Origin of the sequence: Maricaulis sp. (assembly GCF_030149515.1) — a bacterium.
In the GTDB taxonomy this organism is placed as follows: Bacteria; Pseudomonadota; Alphaproteobacteria; order Caulobacterales; family Maricaulaceae; genus Maricaulis.
The window spans coordinates 25,459-46,646 of sequence record NZ_JASBRI010000002.1; the positions used below are offsets into that span (position 1 = coordinate 25,459).

Below are 21,188 nucleotides of genomic sequence, written 5' to 3' on the forward strand. Positions count from 1 at the left end.
CGAACGCCGCTTGCTAGCGTCGAGCCCGGAAGACGGGAGAGTGTGCGGTGACGAAAACCGTGTTGGCATTGCTGTTCGCGGCCGGCCTCGCTGCCGCTCCGGCCTGTGCGTCCGCGCCCGCCGGTGGCGGCCAGGGCCAGATGCCGCGCCTGTCGGCCGGCGATACACTGGCCATGTGTTTGCATCGCCATGACGCGATCGATGCGCGCCATGCCTGTATCGGCGAATATGCGCGGGCCTGCATGACGCTGTCCGAAGGCGGTGAGACCACTTCCGGCATGATACGGTGCTACGACGAGGAGCGTGCCGTCTGGGATGCGCGGCTCGATGCGGCCTATGCGGCGCTGCAGGGCGGTCTGCCGGACGTTGCCGTCACGGCTTTGCGCGATGCGCAACGGGCCTGGATCGTCTTGCGCGATGCGGATTGCGCCTTCCGCGCGTCGCTCAATGCCGGCGGCTCGCCGGCCGATGTCGAGGCTGCGGTGTGCCTGATGCTGGAAACGGCCGAACGCACGCTCGTGCTGCAGCGCTGGCAACGGGAAGAAAGTGCGAACTAGGGCGTATCTGGCGGCAGGCCCAGCATTGCCCTTGTGGCGTCGTCGATCCCGGCCAGCATGCTCTGGGCGGCTTCGTAACCGGCCTCGACGGTTTCGTCGAAACGCTCCCATTCACGGATGTCGACCGGCGTGTCGGGCAGGATGAGAAGATCGGCGGCTTCACGGCCGATATCGCGATGGTCGGCCACGCCGACCGTGGCCGCGCGCATCAGCAGCGAGGCGATGGGCGGCGGCGATTTGAAGCCATGCTTGCGCACCCAGCCGAAGAAATTTGGCGGATCGATGAAATCGTCCGGATTGAGGCCCTGGGCCCGGGTGACGTCGACGCCGACGACGGCGCCGCGATGGAAGGAGCGCATTTCCCGGGCCGGGAAATTGGTGAAGACCGCACCGTCGACCAGGATCTGCCCGTGTACGACGACCGGCGGCAAGAGGCCGGGAATCGCGATCGAGGCTCGCAGCGCATCGCGCAGGCGCCCCGAACGGTGCACGTGCGGCCGGCCGGAGGCGAGATTGGAGGAGAGGCAGAAGAAGGGACGCGCCATTTCGGCGATCTCGACGTCGCCGAAATGCTCCTTGAGCCTCATGTCGACCTTTTCGCCCTTGGTCATGGAAATGACGGGCAGGGTCCAGTCGTCCAGCGGATTGCTGTCTACGAAGGCCTTGCGGATCCGCCATTCCAGCTCGTCATCATCCCAGTCCAGGGCAATTCCGGCTGCGACGATGGCACCCATCGATGCGCCGCCCACGAAATCGAACGGCATGCCGGCCTCGCGCAGGGCCCGGATCGCGCCGAGATGGGCGTAGGCGCGGGCGCCGCCGCCGGAGACGACGAGTCCGACCGACTTGCCGGCCAGGGTGCGGGCGAGCCGGGCGGTATCGGCGCGGTGTTCCTTCTGGCGCCAGTGGAAAACGCGTGCTGCGTCCGACGCATCGGCCCAGTCCTGCGGCCGCGAGGCAGCCTCGACCCCGCCCGGATGCAGCAGCACGACATCGAGCAGTTTCAGCCGCATGGCGGGCGAGGGATCGTCGGGCAGGAGCGGGGAGGAGGGGCGCGCATCGGCCCGAGCGAACAGCCACAAGCGGTCCGCCCGGCCCATGGCGCGCCGCGCCCAGGCCGGATCGGAGAAGCGGGCGGTCAGGAGCACGATATCGTGCGCCTGTTCCAGCCGGTCGAGCTGTTGTCCGGACCAGTCGGCACAGCTTTCATCGGCAATGGCGCAACTGCTTCCCATGCCTTCCAGCGCGGCCCTGAGTTCCTTGGCCCGATAGTCCAGATCGATGGTGGGAGAGGTGGAGATCAGGGCAAAGACGCGCGGTTCCGAACCGGCCGAGCGGCCATGCCCGCGCAGGCGGGCCAGCATCATGCGCGACAATTCGCGCATCAGCCCGGCATGTTTCGAGGTCAGCCGTTCGAAACTGGCCTTGGGCAGGCGCACCAGTTCCGAATCGCGCAAGGCATAGACGCTGGCCGAATGAGGCGTTTCGTCCAGCAGGGACATTTCGCCCACCGGTTCGCCGGCGCGAATATAGCCCAGCAGATCGGGCCGGCCCAGCGCGCCGGCACGGAAGGCTGCCAGGGCGCCGGATCGCACGAGATAGAAGGCGTCCGCATTGTCGCCTTCGCGAAACAGGAGCTTGCCTGCGGGCAGGCAGAACCATTCGACCTCGTGTTCGACGGCGTCGAGCACGGATTTCTCGATCCGGTTGAGAAAAGGCAGGAAGGACAGGTTGAGGGGCATGCCGCTCGCCGAAGGCTGGTATCGGAGGGCACTCTAGGGGCGCGGCGCAGGTATATGAAGAGGGACGCGCCGTGCGGCGCGTGCGGTCAGAAACGGCGGCGCAGGACCAGGTGGCCCACCGGGCGCACCGAGCGCGACTGTGTCTCTCCGACCGCTTCGGCGCTCATATCGTCGAGATCTTCCAGCAGGCGCATGCGTTCGCCTGTCTCCGGGTCGAACAGGACGAGCTGGTCCTCGCTATTGTCCTGGAAATAGGCACCGCCTTCCACCGTCAGGCTCCAATTCTCGATGGAGCGGACCGTGACGCCGGCCCCGAAATAACGGGTGAGTGTGTCGATGCGGCTGCGATCGGTGTCCTCGGTGAGTCCGGCGTGCGGGAAGGCCGCCCAGGCCGGCTGGCCGTCCTGGCGGTTCCACATCGGATAGCGGGCCGGGTCACGCGGGGTGACGGTACCGGCAGACAGGAAGAAGTCCTGCCCGAAGGGGTAGAAATCGATCTGGCTGGCGATGGCCGATATCTCGCGGTCGTCCGATGCCGATTCTGTCAGGATGACGGGGGTGGGCGAGGCGGTCTCCGGCGTCAGGCGCCAGCGAATCGTTCCGCCGGCCTCGGCGCCAACCGGAGCGTTCAGCCAGGCTTGCGAATCGGCCGATGTCTGGGCATGCGAAAGGGGGCTCGACATTGCGATAAACGCAATCGAAACAAGAAGCTGCTTGCGCATCGTCACCTCCCATGAACGATCCGGAACGCCAGTCTAGCGAATCCGGCTCGCTATCCCCATCAGCCTGTTCGGGAGAGCTGAATCACTGGTTAAGCCGGCGTCCCTGTCATAACTCATCCATACTGCCGGCCGGTTAAAAACCTACGTGAGAAGTGTGTCGGTTCCAAGGCGGTCTGCGCGTTAAACGTGCAGGTTATCGACAGGTTCCATCGCTTCATGCGTTTTTTTAACGGGCGCCAGGGCGCAAACCGCATGAAGCGGCAATTGCGCAACAGGGGCCGGGCGGGTTAAGCAGCGCCGTTGATTGACCAATTCAGGCCGCACCCCATGACCCAGATCGTTTCCGCCATCAACCCGCAATCCGACGCATTCCGCGAGAATGCTGCGGCCATGGACGCCCTCATTGCCGATCTGCGCGCGAAGACGGCCGAAGCGGCGCGTGGGGGATCGGAACGTTCGCGCGATCGTCATGTCTCTCGCGGCAAACTCCTGCCGCGCGACCGGGTGGAGCGCCTGCTCGATCCGGGTTCGCCATTCCTGGAGATCGGCGCGCTGGCGGCCAACGGCATGTATGAGGGCAATGTGCACGGCGCCGGCATGATCGCCGGTATCGGGCGTGTGTCGGGCCGCGAAGTGATGGTCGTGTGCAACGATCCCACGATCAAGGGCGGCGCCTACTATCCGATGACGGTGAAGAAACATCTGCGCGCCCAGGAAATCGCGATGCAGAACCGCCTGCCCTGCGTCTATCTGGTCGATAGCGGCGGGGCCAACCTGCCGCACCAGGCCGAGGTCTTTCCCGACCGCGATCATTTCGGCCGCATCTTCTTCAACCAGGCGAACATGTCCGCCGAGGGCATTCCCCAGATCGCCGTCGTGATGGGCTCGTGCACGGCGGGCGGCGCCTATGTACCGGCCATGTCCGACGAGACGGTGATCGTGCGCAAGCAGGGCACGATCTTCCTGGGCGGGCCGCCCCTGGTGAAGGCCGCGACGGGCGAGGAGATTTCCGCCGAGGATCTGGGCGGTGCCGATGTCCACGCCCGGGTCTCCGGTGTGGCCGACCATTACGCCGCCAATGACGAGCATGCCCTGCACACGGCGCGCCGCATCGTCGGCACGCTGAATTCGGGCAAGCAGATCGGTCTGGACGTGCGCGAACCGCGTGAGCCGAAATACGACCCGGACGAACTCGGCGGCATCATCCCCACCGATACGCGCGCGCCCTATGACGTGCGCGAGGTGATCGCCCGCATCGTGGACGGGTCGGAATTCGACGAGTTCAAGAAGCTCTACGGCGAGACACTGGTGACCGGTTTCGCCCGGCTCTACGGCATGCCGGTCGGCATTATCGCGAATAACGGCATCCTGTTTTCCGAAAGTGCCCAGAAGGGCGCCCACTTCATCGAGCTGTGCGCCCAGCGCGGCATCCCGCTGGTCTTCCTGCAGAACATCACCGGATTCATGGTGGGCTCGAAATACGAGGCCGGCGGTATCGCCAAGGACGGCGCCAAACTGGTCACGGCGGTGTCGACCTTCAAGGGCCCGAAATTCACCGTCATCATCGGCGGTTCCTACGGAGCGGGCAATTACGGCATGTGCGGGCGCGCCTATTCCCCGCGTTTCCTCTTCATGTGGCCCAATGCGCGCATCTCGGTGATGGGCGGCGAACAGGCGGCATCGGTGCTGGCCACGGTCAAGCGCGACGCCATGGAAGCGCGTGGCGAGGACTGGCCGGCCGAGGAAGAGGCGGCCTTCAAACAGCCCATCCGCGAGGGCTATGAGAAGGAAGGCCACCCCTATTTCTCCACCGCCCGGATGTGGGATGACGGAATTATCGCACCGGCCGACACGCGCCGTGTGCTGGGCCTGTCCCTGTCAGCGGCGCTGAACGCCCCGATCGAGAAGACGCGGTTCGGCGTGTTCCGGATGTAGCGGGCTTAATATTTCCAAAAACTCAAAGCGTTGCGCGAGAACACCGTTCGATAAATCGCGTGACAAAGTGTTAAAGTTTGTTAATATCCGCCGTGTGAACCCGGATGTTTGCGGGTGAGGGGGCGTTTGTATCCATGCTTGAACAGGTGTTGAGTTTCGCCCGGGAGGGCTTTGCCGAAGTCAACGCCGTGCTCGGACTTCTGGTGGCCGTCGTGGCCGCGTTGACGATGACGGCCTGGGCGCGCCTGCCCCTGATCGCGGGGGGCGCCGTGCTGGCGCATGTGGTGCTGGAAACGCTGGCGCCGGTCATTGCCGAATCCGGCGGCTTTCACCTTCCCCCGCTCCTGGAACCTCATTTCTGGCGCTATGTCGGGGTGTTGTTCGTGGGTTATCTGATCGTGGTCGGAATTCTTTTCGCGATCAAACGGGTTGTGGTAAAAAGTTAACGAAATTCGCCTGACAGGAGAACCTGCTTTCCAAGGGCGGCATTTCGACAGATCGTTAACGATACGGCTCCGTCTTGGGGTAAGCTGGGGCCGAGTTCAGTGGCGGAAGGGGACCGCGCAATGGAATTTCTCGATCAAATCATGGGTTATCTTCAGCCCGTTATTGACTTTTTCATGCCGGGGCTGCTGGCGCACGCCGGAGACGGCGCTGTGGTGGACTGGATGCCGCTGGGTATCCAGCTGGGCGTGATTGCCCTGGTGCTGGCCCTTCTGATGCGTGAATTCGGTGCCATTCTGATTTTCACCGTGGTGGGTGTGATCATCCACGTCATCGTCGATACCGTCATGCCGATGGTGCGCGGCGGCGGTGCGGACGGTTTCGATTTCAACGCCTTCATCCAGCAATTCACGCAGACGGACTACCTGCTTTATCTCGGCGCGATGGCGATCGGCTATCTGATCGCGATCACCGTGCTGTCGATCCTGAAGGGTCTGGTCTTCCGCGGCGACTGATCCGCTGAAATTCGGGCAAGGATGAGAGGCCGCCGGCTTTGCCGGCGGCCCTTTTTCATTGTTGATGGCGTGTTGTGGCGGTAAGCCAGAGACAGAATGAACCCCGCAGAGAATAACGGAGATTCCCATGTCCGACGCGCCCGTCCTGCTCGATGTCAGCCCGGCCGGTGTGGCGGTGATCACACTCAACCGCCCCGACAAGCACAATGCCTTCAATGCCGAGGTGATCGCGTCCCTGTCGGATATGTTCGAGACGTTGCGTGCCAATGAGGACGGTGTGCGTATCGTTTTCCTGCGGGGGGCCGGCAAGAGCTTTTCGGCGGGCGCCGATCTCGACTGGATGAAGGCCGCAGCCCACTATACCGAACTCGACAATGAAGAGGACGCCATGGCGCTGGCGACCATGCTGCGCCGCCTCTACGAACTGCCTCAGCTCACCGTGGCGCTGGTTCACGGCGCGGCGATGGGCGGCGGCGCCGGCCTGCTGGCGGCCTGCGATGTCGGTGTGGTGATGAAGGACGCCAGCATCCGCTTCTCCGAGGTGCGCCTGGGCCTCACTCCGGCAACGATTTCGCCGTTCGTGGTTCGTGCCATCGGCCCGAAATGGGCGCGTGCCCTGTTCGCCTCCGGCGAGGGTTTCGACGGGTCCTTCGCCGAAAAGATCGGTCTTGCACAATACGCGGTGGAGAACATGGAGGAGATGACCCAGATGGAGGAGCATCTGGCCAAGCTCGCCTTTTCCGCCGCACCGGGGGCCGTTCACGATGCCAAACAGCTGGTCGAGGACGTGTTCGGCCGGGAGATCGATCACGGCCTGGCCGTCCACACTGCCAAAGCCATTGCCCGGCGCCGGTCGTCGGAAGAAGGCCAGGAAGGCCTGGCTGCCTTTCTCGAGCGGCGCATGCCGAACTGGGCGGAATAGGCGGGCCCTGCGCTGACCGGTCTGTCCAATCCCCGCAATTGGCTCCATGTCCGGCGCGAGGCGCTCAGGGCCTGGTTCGTACGCGGGCCCTGGACGCTGGGCGCCTTTGAATTCCTCGCCTTCGGCATCAAACAGGCCTGGGCGTGCCTGTTTGGCGGGCTCATGCTGGCGCTGCTTCTGGGCACATTCCTCTGGTATCCGGGGGGTGCCGTCCTGGCGCGCTATGATTTTCTCACGCTGGCGGCCCTGGCGATCCAGATCGCGCTGGTTGCGACACGGCTTGAGACCTGGGAGGAGGCGAAGGTGATCGCAGTCTTCCACGTTGTGGGCACGGCGATGGAAGTGTTCAAGACCTATGCAGGCAGCTGGGTCTATCCCGAGGACAGCCTGCTGCGGATTGCCGGCGTGCCGCTCTTTTCCGGCTTCATGTATGCCGCGGTCGGATCCTATCTGGCCCGGGTCTGGCGGATCTTCGAATTCCGCTTCGACCGCTTTCCGCCTCTATGGGTGCAATATCTTTTGGGAACAGCGGCTTATGTAAATTTCTTTCTGCATCATTTCTGGTTCGATTTCCGCCATGCCCTGTTCGCTGCGACCGTTCTCATCTATGGCCGCTGCGTGGTCTGGTTCCGGCCCGACCGGGCGCACCGGCCCATGCCGCTGGTGATCGGTTTCGTACTGGTCGCATTGTTCATCTGGTTCGCAGAGAATATCGGCACATTCGCCCGCGCCTGGTCCTATCCGGGTCAGGAGCTGGCCTGGCACATGGTCTCGCTGTCCAAGCTGGGGTCCTGGTACCTCCTGATGATCATCAGTTTCGTCCTGGTGGCCGCTGTGCAATACCGTCACAAAGATCCACAGAGCGAGTCCTAGACCTCCATGATCAAGACGCTCCTCATCGCCAATCGCGGCGAGATTGCCCGCCGCATCATGAAAACCGCCCATCGCATGGGTATTCGCTGTGTCGCCGTCTATTCCGAGGCCGACGCCGATGCGCCGCATGTGCGCGAAGCCGATGAGGCCGTACTGCTCGGTCCGCCGCCGGCGTCGGAGAGCTATTTGCTGGCGGACAAGATCATTGCGGCCGCGAAACAGACCGGCGCCGATGCCATCCATCCCGGCTATGGCTTCCTGTCCGAGAATGCCGACTTCGCCGAGGCCTGTGCGAAAAACGAAATCGTATTCGTCGGCCCGCCGCCCGGCGCGATCCGGGCGATGGGGCTGAAGGATCAGGCCAAGGCGCTGATGGAAGAGGCCGGCGTGCCGGTCACGCCGGGCTATCACGGTGAGAACCAGGATCCCGAACTGCTGGCCGATGCCGCGGAAACCATCGGCTTTCCGGTGCTGATCAAGGCCGTCGCCGGCGGGGGCGGCAAGGGCATGCGCAAGGTCGAGAGGGCAGCCGATTTCGCCGCCGCGCTGGACAGCTGCAAGCGCGAGGCGGCCAAGAGTTTCGGCGACGACCGGGTGCTGATCGAAAAATTCATCACCAATCCGCGTCATATCGAGGTCCAGATCTTCGGCGACAACCGTGGCCGGGTCGTGCACATGTATGAGCGCGACTGCTCGCTCCAGCGGCGGCATCAGAAGGTGATCGAGGAAGCCCCGGCGCCGGGCATGACACCGGCAGTCCGCCAGGCCATGTGTTCGGCCGCAATCAACGCCGCCAAGGCCGTGAACTACGTCGGTGCGGGCACGGTGGAATTCATTGTTGACGGGTCCGGTCCCCTGCGTGAGGACGGGTTTTTCTTCATGGAGATGAATACCCGTCTCCAGGTCGAACATCCGGTCACCGAGATGATCACCGGGCTCGATCTTGTCGAGCTCCAGCTCAAGGTGGCCGCCGGAGGATCGGTGCCGGAACAGGATACGATCCGCGCCCATGGCCACGCCTTGGAAGCCCGGCTCTATGCGGAAGATCCGGCCGGCGGTTTCCTGCCTTCGACGGGACCGCTCGATCGGCTCGACCTGCCGCGCACCGGGGGGGGCAAGCGCGTCGATACGGGTGTGGAGGAAGGGGGCGAGGTCTCGCTTTTCTACGATCCGATGATCGCCAAGCTGATCGCCCATGCCCCGACCCGGCGCGAGGCGGCGCATGACCTGGCGGCCATGATCGACGATCTGGTTGTCTGGCCGGTGAAGACCAATGCGGGTTTCCTGCGCCGTGCGGCCCTGCATCCGGATTTTCTGGAGGCCAAACTCTCCACCGGTTTCATCGAAACCCATATCGACACGCTGATCCCCCCGGCCGTCCGCCCGGCGGATGCGGCGTTCGCCACACTGGCCGCGCTGGATCTGCGGCCCCTGCTCGGTGCGGCTCTCGACCCGTTCGACGCGGCCGATGGCTGGCGCCTGAACGGCGATCCGCACCTGTCCTGCCGATTCGAAGTGGGTGACGAGCCCGTCGAGGCCGTGCTGTCGGTCCGGGGCGGGGAAGTGACTGTCCGGGCGGCTGGCCAGGAGAGCGTGCTGACGGATCTCGATGTCGAGGAGACGGATCTGGGTTTCCGCTTCCTCGCGCGGGTCGACGGCAAGCGCTGGCTCGCGGTCTGCGAGCGTGTCGATGCGGGCATGCTGGTCGCCTGTCACGGCCGGATGACCGCGTTCGCCGATCCGCACCCTGATGCGCTCGCGGATGCGGCCGAGGCGGGCGGCGTGGTCAAGGCTCCTATGCCCGGCAAGGTTCTGGCTGTGCATGTGAAGCCGGGCGACACCGTCGCGAAGGGGCAGGCGCTGGTCGTGCTCGAGGCGATGAAGATGGAACACGCCCTTGGCGCTCCGCGCGACGGCGTGATCGCCGAGGTCACCGTGAAGGCCGATGGTCAGGTGGCCGAGGGCGATGTGCTGGTGAGCCTGGCCGAGGAGGAGGCTGCGGCCTAGCCGAGCCGCCTTTCGCGCGCCGCTCGGCAAACCATACGCCCGTCACGCGAAACTGGCATTTTCCTTGCTCCTCCCGGGGGGAAACCAAGGGAGCCGGTTCAATGCGTGACACTTATCTGGATCGATTCACGAGCAAATGGTCCGATGAGGCGCGGCGCAAGTTTCGCCGCGAACCCGTCGTTATTCGGCATAACTATCACGAACATCACGCTTTTTCGGATATGGCGCTGGCCGCGCTGATCGAGCGGCACCCCCGCGATCTGATCGATTTCTGTACAATGGGCGACGATGCCACCGACCATGAAAGCTGGCGCGCCGGCGATCCCGGATCTCTGTCTGGCCTGGAGCTACTCGAAGCCGTGCGCAAGGGCAAGCTGTGGATCAATTTGCGTCACGCCATGGATCTCGACCCGGAATACCGGCCGATTTTCGAAAAGATGCTGGACGACATGAAAAGGGCCGACCCCGGTTTCAAGCCGCTGCTGGCCGAGGCGGGCATCCTCATCTCCTCTCCCACGGCCCAGGTCTTCCTGCATTCGGACGTGTCGGAGACGATGCTCTGGCACATGCGCGGGGTGAAGCGCTTCCGAACCTATCCGCCGCGCCTGCCGTATCTGAACACGGATGACGTCGAGGGCGTGCTGCACAAGGACAAGACCGAGGATGTCGCATTCGATCCGGCCTGGGACGCCGACGCCTTCACCGTGGACCTGCATCCCGGCATGGCCGCCAACTGGCCGCTGCACGGACCGCACCGGATCGAGAACCAGTCGGGCATCAACGTCTCCGTGCCGTTCGAGATATCCACGCCGCAGTCGCGGCTGCAGAATGCCGTCCTTTACGCCAATGGCGTGATGCGGCGCAGCTTCGGATATCAGCCCCGCTCGACGTCGACCGAGGGCTTCGGAGCCCTGGGCAAACGTCTGCTGACGGCAATGGTGAAAGTTAAAATCAAACTGCTCGGTGAACGCCAGCGGCCCATGCCCAAGAGCGAGCGGACCTTCGACATCGATCCTGCAGCACCCGAGGGGTTTGTGGACCGGCAAGTGGCATAGCCGCGTCCGGCACGAAGCGCAGGCAATCTGTCCATGATTTAAGACACAGGGCGCCCGGCAGGTGGTATCGGCCGGAGTGAGGGACCTGTATTCGGAGAGAACCATGAACAAGCTCGTCTTGCCTGCGCTGTGCCTGGCTTTGGGCGGCGTGCCTGCCTGGTCCCAGGGTGCCGTGCCGACCGAACTCGCTTCCGCGCTGGAGCGCGCCGTGCCCGAGGGAGACGATGCGCACTGGCGCTTCCTGCTGACCTTCACGGGGGCGGAGGGCAGTGTCGTCGCTCATTTCGATGGCAGCCGGCCCGTGGAGGAGCGCTGGACCCTCATCGCGCCCGACGAGGCGGGAATGTCCGATGCCCAGCGCGAAATCTGGGAGGATATCGTCGATGAAGGCGATGACGAGGGCGAGGATGGCGGCCTTTTCTTCAGCGCCGGCGATGTGGCGTTCCAGCCTGGTACGCTGGAACTGTCCGGCGGGGGGGGGGGCGGGGCGGACCTGACCTATACATTCCGGCCGCAGTTCGATCCCGAAGACGAGGAAGAGGCGGCCTTTGCCGAGCATTTGTGCGGCGAGGTGACTGTCGGCGGCGAACCGGCCGGCGTGCGGCGTTTCCGTCTCTGGGCGCCGGAAAGCTTCAAGCCGCATTTTGCGGTCCGGGTCCATGCGTTCGAAATGGAGCAGGAGTATTCCGAACTCGACGGCCTGCCGGCGCCCGTGCTGACGCGCATGACGCAGACCGTGTCCGGCAGCGCAGCCTTCCAGAGTTTCGAGGAACGTGTCGAGCTGGAATTCTCGGAAATCGAATATCTCGGCGACAGCGCCCGCTAGTGCAGCCGGCGCCAGAGGACCAGCAGGTAGAGCAGGAAAGCGATCGCGGTCTCGAGGGCCAGTACGATCCCCGACAACCGGCCATCGTAGTAGGGATTGGTCAGCAGGTTGAACCAGATTGCCGCGTGCAGGCTGACCGAGAACAGGTAGATCCACAAGGCCGTTTTCCGGCCGCGCAACAAGCAGACCAGCGCGGCCGGAATGCTGGCCAGGTAGATGAAGGCCACCGGCAGCAGGTAGAGCCGCATGTGGGCGACGATATTGCGCCCGTCCAGTCCGGCAACATGCCCGTCCCACCAGCCGGCCCATACCACCGGAATCGCCAGCAGCCAGAACGCCACCCAGGCGGTCTGAACCAATAATAGAACACAAGCGGTCGCATAGGCGGCCGAAACCGCGGTGCGGGACGTCGAACGCGACATGAAGATTATCCCCGAATCCCCGCCAGGGAGCGTAGGGCGCGCGCAGCACCGCTGCAAACCCGGTTTGCGTGATTTTGACCGCGCCGTGGAGTCGGCCTAACTCTCGGTCATGGCCATGAACCTTGTGAAACTCTGTGTCGGCGTCTCTTCGGTGGAACAGCTCGAGGCCCACCGGGCGCGTGAAATCGCGGCGCGACAGGCTGCCGGAGAGCCGCCGGTCATGGTGCATGTCACCCGCATGACGCCGGCCCGTCGCGAAGAGGTGGAAAATGGCGGTTCGCTCTACTGGGTGATCGCCGGCTCGATCCAGTGCCGCTCGGAGATCGTGGCGCTGGAAACGCTTGAGGGCGACGACGGGATCAAGCGCTGCGCCATCGTCATGGCGCCGGACGTCATCCGCACCGCACCGACACCGCGGCGGCCCTTTCAGGGCTGGCGCTATCTGAAGCCGGAAGATGCGCCGCGCGATCTGGCGGGGCCGGGCGAGGGCGGCGAAGGCCTGCCCGAAGATCTGCGGGCCAAATTGATGGAAATCGGTGCCTGGTAGCGCGTCAGCGCAGGCGTCCGGCGCGCAGGAGAAGCACCAGCAAGGTCAGAATCAGGAATTCCATAGGCAGGATGAGGACACCCAAATCGCCCGAATAATAGGGATTGCCGAGCAGGCGCAGCCACAGCGTAACATGGGAAACGATCGCAGCGGCATGCGTGTAGAGGCTCAGGCGAGAGCGCAATAGTATCAGACCCAACGTCACGTACATCCAGACGGCCATGGAGGTGAAAAGGGCATAGTCCAGCGCATTGAGCGAGGTGACGGCGTTGTAGACGTCGATGCCGAATGCCTGCAGCGGGCTCGGGTTCACAACGATTTTGATGATCCAGAAGACCCAGACACTCAGATAGATATCCAAGGCGACGAGAAGGCCGATGGCTGCCCAGAACAGGAACTTGAAGCCGGTCAGGTCTGGTTGGTTACGGGCTCGCATAGGTTCTCTTCCGGGCGCTCGGGACTGTGTGGCATGCCGCCGGGACGTTTGCTACCTGACTTCGGTTGAAATCCGTATTTCATGCAGAACCGGCCAGAGTTTGCCGGTCACATAGATCCGGCCTGTTGCCGCATCCCAGGCAATTCCGTTGGCAACGGCGTCGCGGCTGCCCTCAAGATTGTCCGGAACAATGTCTTCCAGATCGATCAGGCCGGTGACGGAGCCGGTCCCGGGGTCGATGCGAACGATCATCGTAGACTGCCAGACATTGGCCCAGATTTCCCCGTCCACCCATTCCAGCTCATTGAGGCGGCGTACCGGCCGCCCGTTCAGCGTCACGTCCAGCGTGCCGGTTTGCTCCAGCGTGTCGGGGTCGAGATAGCGCAGGCGCGCGCTGCCGTCGGACAGGACAAGACGGGAGCCGTCATGGGTCAGGCCCCAGCCTTCGCCGGGATAGCTGAAAGTGCCGATCCGCTCGAATGTGTCGGCATCGAAGATGAAACCCGTTTCCGAGACCCAGCTGAGCATGAAGATACGGTCGCCGAACCGAACCGATCCTTCGCCGAAATAGGGCGGTTCGATATCGGCCTGCTGCTGAACGTCGCCCGTGTCCAGCTCGACGCGCCGCAGACTGGACCGGCCGATCTGCCCGGTGCTCTCATAGAGCAGGCCGCCATGGATGAAGAGGCCCTGGGTGAAGGCATCGGGGTCGTGCGGATAGGTGGCGACGATCGCGGCCCGTTCGACGGACGGTGATTGCGCGGCGGCGGCCGGCAGCAGGAGGGTGAAACTGGCAAGAGCGGTCAGAAGGGTGCGGGCGAACATGAACGGTTCCACGGGCTTGTCGGTTCGCAAGCTTAGCCGGAAATCGGGCGTCAGGAAGGCCGTTTCACCGCTATATTGTCGATGAGCCGCGTACGTCCCAGCCGGACGGCACCGAGTACGCGCGCATTGCGGTCGATCGGCCCCTCGTCGAGCGGGGCGAGGGTCGCCGCACACCGGGCCTCGATATAGTCCACGGCGTCGAACGCGTCCTGCGCGGCTTTCAGGGCGTCGGCCTGAGCGTCGGCCCGGGGCGTGCCCGCCGTCAGCGCCGCGGCGAAAGAATTCAGAATGGCGTTCAGCCGGGCTGCGCGTGCGCGATCGTCCGGCGAGAGATAGACATTGCGCGAGGACATGGCCAGGCCGTCCGCTTCGCGTACGGTTTCTCCGCCGACGATATCGATGGGGAAGTCGAGATCCCGGACCAGCTGCCGGATCACCATGAGCTGCTGATAGTCCTTTTCGCCGAAGAAGGCCATGTCGGGGCGGACCTGGTTGAAGAGTTTGGCAACCACAGTCGCCACCCCGTCGAAAAAGTGAGGCCGGGCCTCGCTTTCCAGCCCCTCTGCAGCCCCCCCGAGCGAGACGGTCGCCGAATACCCCTCCGGATACATGATCCCGTTTGCCGGCAGGTAGATGAGGTCGCACTTTGCTGTGGCCAGTTTTTCCGCGTCCTCGACGACGGTACGCGGATAGGCGTCGAGATCCTCGCCGGGTGCGAATTGCCTGGGATTGACAAAAATGCTGGCCACCACACGATCGCAATGCGTCTTGGCGAGGCGGACCAGGGAGATATGGCCGTCATGAAGCGCGCCCATCGTGGGTACGAAGCCGATGCGTAACCGGTCCTCGCGCCACGAACGGATGCGGGCGCGCAGGGCGGAAACGGTGGTGGCGTGAGGTATTTGAAGGTTCAGCATGGCGGGTCCGGAGCACTGACCGCTTGGGGGATAATAATAAGCGATGATTGAAGCAAGCAGTCCGACTCGTTCTATACACAGCGCCATGAAAATCCTGCCTGTTTTTCTTTTCGCCCTGGGTCTTGCCGGATGCATGACCACAAGCGACCCCGCTATCAGCGATCCGGCCGCGATCGAGGCGCAGGTCGCATCGACGGGGCCGGCCCGGCTGGCCGATGCGACGGCGCGTGAACTGGCGCACCTCGCGCGTTTCCAGCCCGAGACACTGGAGGGGGTCTATCCGGAGTTGCGGGCCCTGGCGGCGGCCCTGGTCGGCGCCAGCGCCAATGGGGAGGCCGGCGAGCCCGTGGAATTTCCCGTGGCTCCGTCGCCTGCGGGCGACAGGCCTGCTCCGGCTGCCGAAATGGCCATCCTTGAGATGAGCGGAGCCCGGAGCCTGATGCACGCCGTGCACCTGGCTTCCTACCGGCGCGAGGACATGGCACGCCGCGGCTGGGCGGAATTGCGCGCCGCGCATTCAATGCTGGCCGATCTGGACGCGCGTCTCGAACTCGCCCATATCCCGGACCAGGGCGATTTTCTGCGGCTCAAGGCGGGGCCGCTGGACAGCGCGGACGGTGCCCGGGCGCTCTGCCGCGAACTGGAGGCAGCGGGCCGGTATTGCCGTGCCGTCGATTTCACCGGCCGGCCGCTGACGGATCGCTGAGCCACACATTCGCGGCCGGGAGGGGGCCGCGAAAGGGATTGGGTTGTCATGACGAAACACACCGGCTTCCGTCTGCCCTCGCGCCCCCTCGGGCGTGTGCGCGAGGGCATTCGCGAAGCGCATGTCATTGTCGTGGGCAATGAAAAGGGCGGGGCCGGGAAATCGACCGTCGCCATGCATCTTGCTGTCGCCCTGATGCGGATGGGCAAGTCGGTCGGCGCGATGGATCTGGACCTGCGCCAGCGCACTTTCGGGCGCTATCTCGGCAATCGCGTGGCCTGGTGTGACAAGCATGGGCTCGGTCTGCCGCGGCCGGACGAAATCGCCCTTGCGCCGTCCACTCACCGGGATCTCGACCTGGCCGAAGAAGAGGAAACCGAACGCTTTTCCGAGGCCCTGAGCGATCTGAAAACGCGCTGCGACTTCATCGTCATCGATGCGCCGGGCGCCGACACGCTCTATTCCCGTCTGGCCCATTCCAGTGCGGACACCATCATCACGCCGGTGAATGACAGCTTCATCGATTTCGACCTCCTGGCCGAGATCGATCCGGAAAGTTTTCAGGTCGGCAAGCCCAGCCTGTACAGCGAGATGGTCTGGGAGTGCCGCAAGCGCAAGGCGGCGCTGCAGAAGCGCTCGATTGACTGGGTCGTGATGCGCAACCGCATTTCCATGCTGGACGCCCGCAACAAGCGCCGTGTGGGCGAGGGACTGAAAATGCTGTCCCAGCGCATCGGTTTCCGCCTGGCGCCGGGCTTTGCCGAACGTGTCATCTATCGCGAACTTTTCCCGCTGGGGCTGACCCTGCTGGATCTCACCGAAGACGGGTCGACCGTGACCTTCACCATGAGTCACGTGGCGGCGCGCCAGGAATTGCGCGACCTGCTGATCGTGCTCAAACTGCCCGGTCTCGAAGGGCAGACCATTCCGTTCTAGATCATGATTGCCTTTGTCTTCGGATCCCTCCTGCTTGCCGCCTGCCTGGGCACGGCCTGGTGGTTCTCGCGCAAGAAGACCGAGGATGCGGCGCGGCTGGTGCGGATGATCCTGGGCAGCGGGGCGCTGATCGCCGGCGTGGTGATCAGCCTGCGCGGCGCGGTGGCGCTGGGGGCGCCGATCGGCCTGTTCGGCCTGGGCATGCTGGGCCACGCGGCCCGCAAACCCCAGCGCGGGCAAGGCGGGTCGCAGGGACCGGCGCCGGCGCAGCCGGGCCGCATGAGCCTAGCCGAAGCGCGCGAGATCCTCGGCGTGGATGCGGACGCCGATGCGGATACGATTCGCCGGGCGCACCGGCAGTTGATGAAGAAGATTCATCCCGATACCGGCGAAGGGTCGGCGGCTCTGGCTCGCCAGGTCCAGGAAGCCCGCGATGTATTGCTCGATCATCTCGGGGAGATGTGACCGCCATCACAGGTTGTGCTATATCCTGAGGTTGTATCGTAGCGTCAATCGGAGGGAGAGCGGGATGGGCAGGCGCAAGCCAAAAGGCGATCTGTTCGGCTATACCAAGGTGCCGATCTATCCGCACGGTGAGGACGCCGACCGCATCGCGCTCGATATGCGGGCCCTGAGCGAGCAATGCTATCAGGCACGACTGTCGCGCTCGGCGGCCCTGGCCGAAGTGGCCGCCCTGATGGTCGAGCTCGAGGGCCTGCTGATCGAAAACGAGGACGAGGCGCGCTGACCCCGGTCAGGTCCGCTGCACCAGCCCGCCCGGCAGCCGGGCCAGCGATCCGTCGAATTCCAGCTCTATCAGCACGGCCTGGACGGTGCCGACCGGCAGGCGGGCCTGGCGTGCCAGCTCGTCCGGCGAGACCGGGGCCGGCGAGAGCAGGGCGCGCACCCGGTCGGCCGGGTCCGCGGCCTCCGGCATATCATGCTCAGGCGCCGCCGCAGGTGCCGTGTCGTCAGTCGCGTCAAGCCAGGACCAGTCGGGCTCGCTGGCCGCGCCGCTGTCGGCCAGTCCGGGCGGGGCCGGCAGGGTCTGGGCCGCGGCGAGGACGGCGAGCACGTCCTCGACACTTTCGATCAGATGGGCGCCGTCACGCAGCAGCTGATTCGACCCTTTCGCGCGCGGGTCCAGCGGGGAACCGGGTACGGCCATCACGTCACGGCCCTGTTCGGCGGCAAAACGGGCGGTGATCAGCGAGCCCGAGCGCAGGGCGGCCTCGACCACCAGCGTGGCCTGGGAAAGCCCGGAGATCAGCCGGTTGCGCCGCGGGAAGTCCCGCGCCGTGGGCACCCGGCCCAGGGGCGTTTCCGAGACCAGCAGGCCCTGTTCCGCTATGGCATCGTGCAGACCGGCGTGTTCGCGCGGATAGATGTGATCGATCCCGCCGGCCAGGACGGCCACGGTTCCGGTTTCCAGTGCACCGGCATGGGCCGCCCCGTCGATGCCGCGAGCCAGGCCCGACACCACCGTCACGCCCTCGCGACCCAGCCCGTGTGCCAGTTCGCGGGCAAAGCGCAGCCCGGCAACGGAAGCGTTGCGCGCGCCGACCATGGCACAGCAAGGCCTGTCGGCGAGGGCCGGATTGCCCATGGTCACGAGGGCCGGCGGGGCCGCGGGGATGGCGGCCAGAAGCGCCGGGAAGTCCGGATCGGGCGGGATTATCAGGCGGGCGCCGAAGGTTTCGACCGCGTCCAGCTCGGCCTCGATGGCTTCACGCGCCGGGATGCCGGGCGGCGGCTTTCCGGCCTTGCGGGCACGGCCGGGGAGGGCGTCGAGTGCGGCTTCTGCAGTTTTGTAGCGTGCGATGAGGCGGGCGAAATTGACCGGGCCAAGCCCGTTTGTGCGCGCCAGGCGCAGCCACATCACCCTTTCGGTGTGGCTGGGTCCGCCTTCGCTCACCCGGTGCCGTCATCGGCGGGCCCGGCCGCCTTCTTGCCGCCGATACGTGGCTCCTCGCCCTTGATGAGACGTGCGATATTGGCCCGGTGCAGCCAGTAGATCAGCCCGGTGAGACAGGCTGCCATGATGGCGGCGTCCGGTCGGCCGAGCAGCCAGGCGGCCATCGGTGCGGCCAGGGCAGCGGCCAGTGCGGACAGCGACGAAATGCGGAAAATGGCGGCCATGACCAGCCACGTCCCGATGACAATCAGCCCCACCGGCCAATAGACCACCAGCATGGTTCCCACAAAGGTGGCCACGCCCTTGCCGCCCTTGAATTTCAGCCAGACCGGAAAGCAGTGCCCGATGAAGGCGGCGCCGCCGGCGACGAGCCCTGCAGTGGTGTCGAAGGCGAATCCGAAGACCGCCGCGGCAATGCCCGCCTTGCCGGCATCGAGAAGCAGCGTGGCGGCGGCGAGGTCCTTGCGCCCGGTGCGCAGTACATTGGTCGCACCGATATTGCCCGAACCGATCGCGCGGATATCGCCCAGCCCGGCCAGACGTGTCAGCACCAGTCCGAACGGGATTGAGCCGAAGAGATAGCCGCCGAGGGCCGCGATTGCGAGGTATAGGGGTTGCATGACCGATCTACGTCTTGTGGTTGTGTATCGTGACTCCGCGGACGAAAGTTTGCAAGACCCGCCCCTGGAAACGCCGTCCGGCCCAGGCCGTATTGCCGCGCGCGGAGTGGAAGGCTTCCGGCTTGCACACCCAGGGCATGTCGCCGTCGACCAGGATCAGATCGGCCGGGGCGCCGGCCGCAATGCGGCCCTGCGGCAGGCCCAGCAGGTCAGCCGGGCCGCAAGTGAGGGGGCGCAGCGCCTCAGCCAGCTCCAGATCGCCCTCATGCACCAGGCCGAGCATGGCGCCCAGCAGGGTTTCCACGCCCATCGTCCCGGCAATCGCCAGGGCAAAGGGTTCGCCCTTGTCGTCATAGGGTGTGGGACGGTGATCGGAAACGACCGCGTCGATCTCGCCATCGGCGACGGCCCGGACCAGAGCGAGCCGGTCGGCTTCAGAGCGCAGCGGTGGATCCATGCGGAACGCACTGTCCAGCCCGCCCGCATCGACCTCGTTCAGCGTAAGGTGGGCAACCGCCACTGTCGCTGCGATTTCCAGATCGCGGCCGCGGGCGCGGCGCAGGGCGTCGAGCCCGGCTTCGGTCGAGAGGCGGTCGATCATCAGGCGTCCGCCGGTGAGTTCCGCCAGCGCCGCATCGCGTTCGATGGCGATGCGTTCGGAGACGGCGGGTTCGGCCGGCAGGCCCATGCGGGCCGACCAGTCGCTCTCCAGCGCCACCGTGCCGTCGCACAGGGCCGCATCGGCGGGCCGCACCGACAGCCAGACGTCGAACTGGCTGGTATCGGCCAGCAGCCGCCGCATTGTGCGGGTGTCGGCGACGGGCCTGTCGCCGTTTCCGGCATAGACGGCCCCGCCGCGCACCATCAGGCCGATCTCGGCCATTTGGTTTCCGACCAGCCCCGTTGTGGCGCCGCAGGCGGACAGCAGGCGCACGCCGTGCTGGCCCAGACCGCGGGTCATGCCGGCAAATCCGTCGGCCTTGTCCAGCGGCGAGCGGTCATTCGGTGCCAGCACCAGCGTTCCGATCCCGCCCGCCGCCGCGCCCGCGACCAGCGTGTCCAGCGTTTCCCCGTCCGGTGTCAGGGCCGGTTCCTTGGCTGCGCGCAGATCGATCAGGGCCGGGGCGAGAATACGGCCCCGGGCATCGATCACCTCGTCGGCAGCGTCGATATCGATCTCGCTGCCGGTCTGGGCAATCACACCGTCTTCGACAAGCACGCCGCCGGGCGCGTCGTGGCCGGAGGCCGGATCGACGAGGCGAGCATTGATGATGGCCAGGCTGGTCGTGGTCATGCCCCGGCCTCCTTGCGGATCACGCCGCCGATCAGTTCCAGCACCGCCATGCGCACGGCAACCCCGCTCTCGACCTGTTCCAGAATCACGCTCCGCTCCGGATCGTCGGCCAGCTTGGTATGGATTTCCGTGCCCCGGTTCATCGGCCCGGGATGCATCACGAGCACATCGGGCGAGCAGGCCTCCAGGCGTTCATGGGTAAGGCCGAAAAGGTGGAAGAATTCCCGCCCCGAGGGCACGAAGCCGCCGGACATGCGCTCCTTCTGCTGGCGCAGCGCCATGACCGCGTCGCACCCGGTCAGCGCGTCGTCGAGATCGTGGAAGACATCGCAGCCCCACTGGTCGACGTCCGGCGGCAGGAGTGTGGGCGGGGCGCAAAGGCGGATTTCCGCACCGAGAATATTCAGGAGGCCGATATTCGAACGGGCGACCCGCGAATGCAGGATGTCGCCGACGATCAGGATGCGTTTGCCGCCAACCTCGCCCCAGTGCTGGGCGAGGGTGAAACTGTCCAGCAGAGCCTGGGTGGGATGTTCGTGCATGCCGTCTCCGGCATTGACGACTGCAAGACCGGTCCGGTCGGCGAGAAATTTAGGCGCGCCGGTGGCGGAATGGCGCACCACCATGATGTCGGGCCGCATTGCCGCCAGGGTCCGCGCTGTATCCGACAGACTCTCCCCCTTTGACGCCGAGGAACTGGCCATGGCGAAGTTCACCACGTCGGCACCCAGCCGTTTGCCGGCCATCTCGAACGAGCCTTGCGTGCGCGTGGAAGCCTCGAAAAAGAGGTTCAGCACGGTCAGGCCCTGGAGCACGCCGGACGACTTGTCCGGTGTGCGGTTCACCGCCAGCCAGTGTGCGGCGCGTTCGAAAATGATGCGGATATCAACGGGATTGAGATCGGCCACCGAGACGAGGTGGCGGTGGGGGAAATCGTAGGAAAATGCGGCGCGGGTCATCCCGCCTCCCGTA

Annotated in this window: 24 protein-coding genes; 14 read left to right on the forward strand and 10 right to left on the reverse strand. The window is 65.2% G+C overall.

All coding sequences use genetic code 11. From position 1 onward, the window contains the following. The first annotated feature begins 47 nt into the window (after nucleotides 1–47). Nucleotides 48–557, forward strand: a complete 510-nt coding sequence (locus Q1U94_RS01255; RefSeq protein WP_300541108.1) for a lysozyme inhibitor LprI family protein — start codon at nucleotides 48–50, stop codon at nucleotides 555–557. Here Q1U94_RS01255 and Q1U94_RS01260 read toward each other — a convergent pair. Together Q1U94_RS01260 and Q1U94_RS01265 are read right to left on the reverse strand one after the other, a co-directional pair. Beyond that, the gene (locus Q1U94_RS01260; protein WP_300541110.1) at nucleotides 554–2,299 is read right to left on the reverse strand and encodes a patatin-like phospholipase family protein; all 1,746 of its coding nucleotides are present in this window, start codon (nucleotides 2,297–2,299) and stop codon (nucleotides 554–556) included. The genes Q1U94_RS01255 and Q1U94_RS01260 overlap by 4 nt on opposite strands. Nucleotides 2,300–2,385: 86 nt before the next feature. Further along, complete coding sequence (locus tag Q1U94_RS01265; protein ID WP_300541112.1) at nucleotides 2,386–3,021, reverse strand: hypothetical protein; 636 nt, start codon at nucleotides 3,019–3,021, stop codon at nucleotides 2,386–2,388. A 327-nt stretch (nucleotides 3,022–3,348) separates the two neighbouring features. Here Q1U94_RS01265 and Q1U94_RS01270 point away from each other — a divergent pair, with 327 nt between their 5' ends. The 8 genes from Q1U94_RS01270 (at nucleotide 3,349) to Q1U94_RS01305 (ending at nucleotide 11,598) form a co-directional block, all read left to right on the forward strand. Further along, nucleotides 3,349–4,956 carry a carboxyl transferase domain-containing protein gene (locus Q1U94_RS01270; protein WP_300541114.1) on the forward strand — a complete coding sequence of 536 codons (1,608 nt, stop codon included), beginning with the start codon at nucleotides 3,349–3,351 and terminating at the stop codon, nucleotides 4,954–4,956. Between the two features lie 134 nt (nucleotides 4,957–5,090). Further along, the gene (locus tag Q1U94_RS01275; protein WP_300541116.1) at nucleotides 5,091–5,402 is read left to right on the forward strand and encodes a hypothetical protein; all 312 of its coding nucleotides are present in this window, start codon (nucleotides 5,091–5,093) and stop codon (nucleotides 5,400–5,402) included. A gap of 120 nt (nucleotides 5,403–5,522) precedes the next feature. Next, nucleotides 5,523–5,915, forward strand: a complete 393-nt coding sequence (locus Q1U94_RS01280; protein WP_300541118.1) for a hypothetical protein — start codon at nucleotides 5,523–5,525, stop codon at nucleotides 5,913–5,915. Nucleotides 5,916–6,042: 127 nt separating this feature from the next. After that, nucleotides 6,043–6,837, forward strand: a complete 795-nt coding sequence (locus Q1U94_RS01285; protein WP_300541120.1) for an enoyl-CoA hydratase-related protein — start codon at nucleotides 6,043–6,045, stop codon at nucleotides 6,835–6,837. A 96-nt stretch (nucleotides 6,838–6,933) separates the two neighbouring features. Next, on the forward strand, nucleotides 6,934–7,710 hold the full coding sequence (locus Q1U94_RS01290; protein WP_300541206.1) for a DUF817 domain-containing protein: 777 nt from the start codon (nucleotides 6,934–6,936) through the stop codon (nucleotides 7,708–7,710). A 6-nt stretch (nucleotides 7,711–7,716) separates the two neighbouring features. Continuing rightward, on the forward strand, nucleotides 7,717–9,717 hold the full coding sequence (locus Q1U94_RS01295; protein ID WP_300541122.1) for an acetyl/propionyl/methylcrotonyl-CoA carboxylase subunit alpha: 2,001 nt from the start codon (nucleotides 7,717–7,719) through the stop codon (nucleotides 9,715–9,717). A gap of 101 nt (nucleotides 9,718–9,818) precedes the next feature. Beyond that, nucleotides 9,819–10,772, forward strand: a complete 954-nt coding sequence (locus Q1U94_RS01300; RefSeq protein WP_300541124.1) for a hypothetical protein — start codon at nucleotides 9,819–9,821, stop codon at nucleotides 10,770–10,772. A 103-nt stretch (nucleotides 10,773–10,875) separates the two neighbouring features. Continuing rightward, on the forward strand, nucleotides 10,876–11,598 hold the full coding sequence (locus Q1U94_RS01305) for a hypothetical protein (RefSeq protein WP_300541126.1): 723 nt from the start codon (nucleotides 10,876–10,878) through the stop codon (nucleotides 11,596–11,598). Here the strand turns inward: Q1U94_RS01305 and Q1U94_RS01310 are convergent. Next, nucleotides 11,595–12,020: a hypothetical protein gene (locus Q1U94_RS01310; protein ID WP_300541128.1), complete on the reverse strand. Its 426-nt coding sequence runs from the start codon at nucleotides 12,018–12,020 to the stop codon at nucleotides 11,595–11,597. The genes Q1U94_RS01305 and Q1U94_RS01310 overlap by 4 nt on opposite strands. Before the next feature lie 109 nt (nucleotides 12,021–12,129). Between Q1U94_RS01310 and Q1U94_RS01315 the strand changes: the two genes are divergently transcribed. Continuing rightward, complete coding sequence (locus Q1U94_RS01315) at nucleotides 12,130–12,567, forward strand: DUF1489 domain-containing protein (RefSeq protein ID WP_300541130.1); 438 nt, start codon at nucleotides 12,130–12,132, stop codon at nucleotides 12,565–12,567. 4 nt (nucleotides 12,568–12,571) lie between these two features. On the opposite strand, the gene Q1U94_RS01320 is transcribed toward Q1U94_RS01315, so the two are convergent. Genes Q1U94_RS01320 through panC form a run of 3 tightly spaced genes read right to left on the reverse strand, consistent with a single transcriptional unit; the run spans nucleotide 12,572 to nucleotide 14,745 of the window. After that, nucleotides 12,572–13,003, reverse strand: coding sequence for a hypothetical protein (locus Q1U94_RS01320; RefSeq protein ID WP_300541132.1), 432 nt, complete (start codon nucleotides 13,001–13,003; stop codon nucleotides 12,572–12,574). A 51-nt stretch (nucleotides 13,004–13,054) separates the two neighbouring features. Beyond that, complete coding sequence (locus tag Q1U94_RS01325) at nucleotides 13,055–13,828, reverse strand: glutaminyl-peptide cyclotransferase (protein WP_300541134.1); 774 nt, start codon at nucleotides 13,826–13,828, stop codon at nucleotides 13,055–13,057. 50 nt (nucleotides 13,829–13,878) lie between these two features. Continuing rightward, nucleotides 13,879–14,745 carry a pantoate--beta-alanine ligase gene (gene panC, locus Q1U94_RS01330; protein ID WP_300541136.1) on the reverse strand — a complete coding sequence of 289 codons (867 nt, stop codon included), beginning with the start codon at nucleotides 14,743–14,745 and terminating at the stop codon, nucleotides 13,879–13,881. 133 nt (nucleotides 14,746–14,878) lie between these two features. Between panC and Q1U94_RS01335 the strand changes: the two genes are divergently transcribed. The 4 genes from Q1U94_RS01335 (at nucleotide 14,879) to Q1U94_RS01350 (ending at nucleotide 17,135) form a co-directional block, all read left to right on the forward strand. Next, the gene (locus Q1U94_RS01335) at nucleotides 14,879–15,451 is read left to right on the forward strand and encodes a hypothetical protein (protein ID WP_300541138.1); all 573 of its coding nucleotides are present in this window, start codon (nucleotides 14,879–14,881) and stop codon (nucleotides 15,449–15,451) included. 48 nt (nucleotides 15,452–15,499) lie between these two features. Beyond that, a complete protein-coding gene (locus tag Q1U94_RS01340; RefSeq protein WP_300541140.1) occupies nucleotides 15,500–16,387 on the forward strand; it encodes a division plane positioning ATPase MipZ in 888 nt (295 codons plus the stop codon). Nucleotides 16,388–16,390: 3 nt separating this feature from the next. Then, the gene (locus Q1U94_RS01345) at nucleotides 16,391–16,852 is read left to right on the forward strand and encodes a DnaJ domain-containing protein (RefSeq protein ID WP_300541142.1); all 462 of its coding nucleotides are present in this window, start codon (nucleotides 16,391–16,393) and stop codon (nucleotides 16,850–16,852) included. Nucleotides 16,853–16,916: 64 nt separating this feature from the next. Continuing rightward, nucleotides 16,917–17,135: a hypothetical protein gene (locus tag Q1U94_RS01350; RefSeq protein ID WP_300541144.1), complete on the forward strand. Its 219-nt coding sequence runs from the start codon at nucleotides 16,917–16,919 to the stop codon at nucleotides 17,133–17,135. A gap of 6 nt (nucleotides 17,136–17,141) precedes the next feature. Here the strand turns inward: Q1U94_RS01350 and dprA are convergent, their stop codons facing one another. From dprA to Q1U94_RS01370, 4 genes are read right to left on the reverse strand one after another with little or no spacing between them, the layout of a single operon-like run. Further along, nucleotides 17,142–18,302 carry a DNA-processing protein DprA gene (gene dprA / locus Q1U94_RS01355; protein WP_300541146.1) on the reverse strand — a complete coding sequence of 387 codons (1,161 nt, stop codon included), beginning with the start codon at nucleotides 18,300–18,302 and terminating at the stop codon, nucleotides 17,142–17,144. Next, a complete protein-coding gene (gene plsY, locus Q1U94_RS01360; protein WP_300541148.1) occupies nucleotides 18,299–18,922 on the reverse strand; it encodes a glycerol-3-phosphate 1-O-acyltransferase PlsY in 624 nt (207 codons plus the stop codon). Before plsY ends, dprA begins: the two co-directional genes overlap by 4 nt. Nucleotides 18,923–18,929: 7 nt before the next feature. After that, nucleotides 18,930–20,216, reverse strand: a complete 1,287-nt coding sequence (locus tag Q1U94_RS01365; RefSeq protein WP_300541150.1) for a dihydroorotase family protein — start codon at nucleotides 20,214–20,216, stop codon at nucleotides 18,930–18,932. After that, complete coding sequence (locus tag Q1U94_RS01370; RefSeq protein ID WP_300541152.1) at nucleotides 20,213–21,175, reverse strand: aspartate carbamoyltransferase catalytic subunit; 963 nt, start codon at nucleotides 21,173–21,175, stop codon at nucleotides 20,213–20,215. The genes Q1U94_RS01365 and Q1U94_RS01370 overlap by 4 nt, the downstream gene beginning before the upstream one ends. Between the last annotated feature and the right edge of the window lie 13 nt (nucleotides 21,176–21,188).

Coding starts and splice junctions, on each gene's coding strand:
- Q1U94_RS01260 (WP_300541110.1), bottom strand. CDS start 2,299: ATGCCCCTCAACCTGTCCTTCCTGCCTTTTCTCAACCGGATCGAGAAA.
- Q1U94_RS01265 (WP_300541112.1), bottom strand. CDS start 3,021: ATGCGCAAGCAGCTTCTTGTTTCGATTGCGTTTATCGCAATGTCGAGC.
- Q1U94_RS01270 (WP_300541114.1), top strand. CDS start 3,349: ATGACCCAGATCGTTTCCGCCATCAACCCGCAATCCGACGCATTCCGC.
- Q1U94_RS01275 (WP_300541116.1), top strand. CDS start 5,091: ATGCTTGAACAGGTGTTGAGTTTCGCCCGGGAGGGCTTTGCCGAAGTC.
- Q1U94_RS01280 (WP_300541118.1), top strand. CDS start 5,523: ATGGAATTTCTCGATCAAATCATGGGTTATCTTCAGCCCGTTATTGAC.
- Q1U94_RS01285 (WP_300541120.1), top strand. CDS start 6,043: ATGTCCGACGCGCCCGTCCTGCTCGATGTCAGCCCGGCCGGTGTGGCG.
- Q1U94_RS01295 (WP_300541122.1), top strand. CDS start 7,717: ATGATCAAGACGCTCCTCATCGCCAATCGCGGCGAGATTGCCCGCCGC.
- Q1U94_RS01300 (WP_300541124.1), top strand. CDS start 9,819: ATGCGTGACACTTATCTGGATCGATTCACGAGCAAATGGTCCGATGAG.
- Q1U94_RS01305 (WP_300541126.1), top strand. CDS start 10,876: ATGAACAAGCTCGTCTTGCCTGCGCTGTGCCTGGCTTTGGGCGGCGTG.
- Q1U94_RS01310 (WP_300541128.1), bottom strand. CDS start 12,020: ATGTCGCGTTCGACGTCCCGCACCGCGGTTTCGGCCGCCTATGCGACC.
- Q1U94_RS01315 (WP_300541130.1), top strand. CDS start 12,130: ATGGCCATGAACCTTGTGAAACTCTGTGTCGGCGTCTCTTCGGTGGAA.
- Q1U94_RS01320 (WP_300541132.1), bottom strand. CDS start 13,003: ATGCGAGCCCGTAACCAACCAGACCTGACCGGCTTCAAGTTCCTGTTC.
- Q1U94_RS01325 (WP_300541134.1), bottom strand. CDS start 13,828: ATGTTCGCCCGCACCCTTCTGACCGCTCTTGCCAGTTTCACCCTCCTG.
- panC (WP_300541136.1), bottom strand. CDS start 14,745: ATGCTGAACCTTCAAATACCTCACGCCACCACCGTTTCCGCCCTGCGC.
- Q1U94_RS01335 (WP_300541138.1), top strand. CDS start 14,879: ATGACCACAAGCGACCCCGCTATCAGCGATCCGGCCGCGATCGAGGCG.
- Q1U94_RS01340 (WP_300541140.1), top strand. CDS start 15,500: ATGACGAAACACACCGGCTTCCGTCTGCCCTCGCGCCCCCTCGGGCGT.
- Q1U94_RS01345 (WP_300541142.1), top strand. CDS start 16,391: ATGATTGCCTTTGTCTTCGGATCCCTCCTGCTTGCCGCCTGCCTGGGC.
- Q1U94_RS01350 (WP_300541144.1), top strand. CDS start 16,917: ATGGGCAGGCGCAAGCCAAAAGGCGATCTGTTCGGCTATACCAAGGTG.
- plsY (WP_300541148.1), bottom strand. CDS start 18,922: ATGCAACCCCTATACCTCGCAATCGCGGCCCTCGGCGGCTATCTCTTC.
- Q1U94_RS01365 (WP_300541150.1), bottom strand. CDS start 20,216: ATGACCACGACCAGCCTGGCCATCATCAATGCTCGCCTCGTCGATCCG.
- Q1U94_RS01370 (WP_300541152.1), bottom strand. CDS start 21,175: ATGACCCGCGCCGCATTTTCCTACGATTTCCCCCACCGCCACCTCGTC.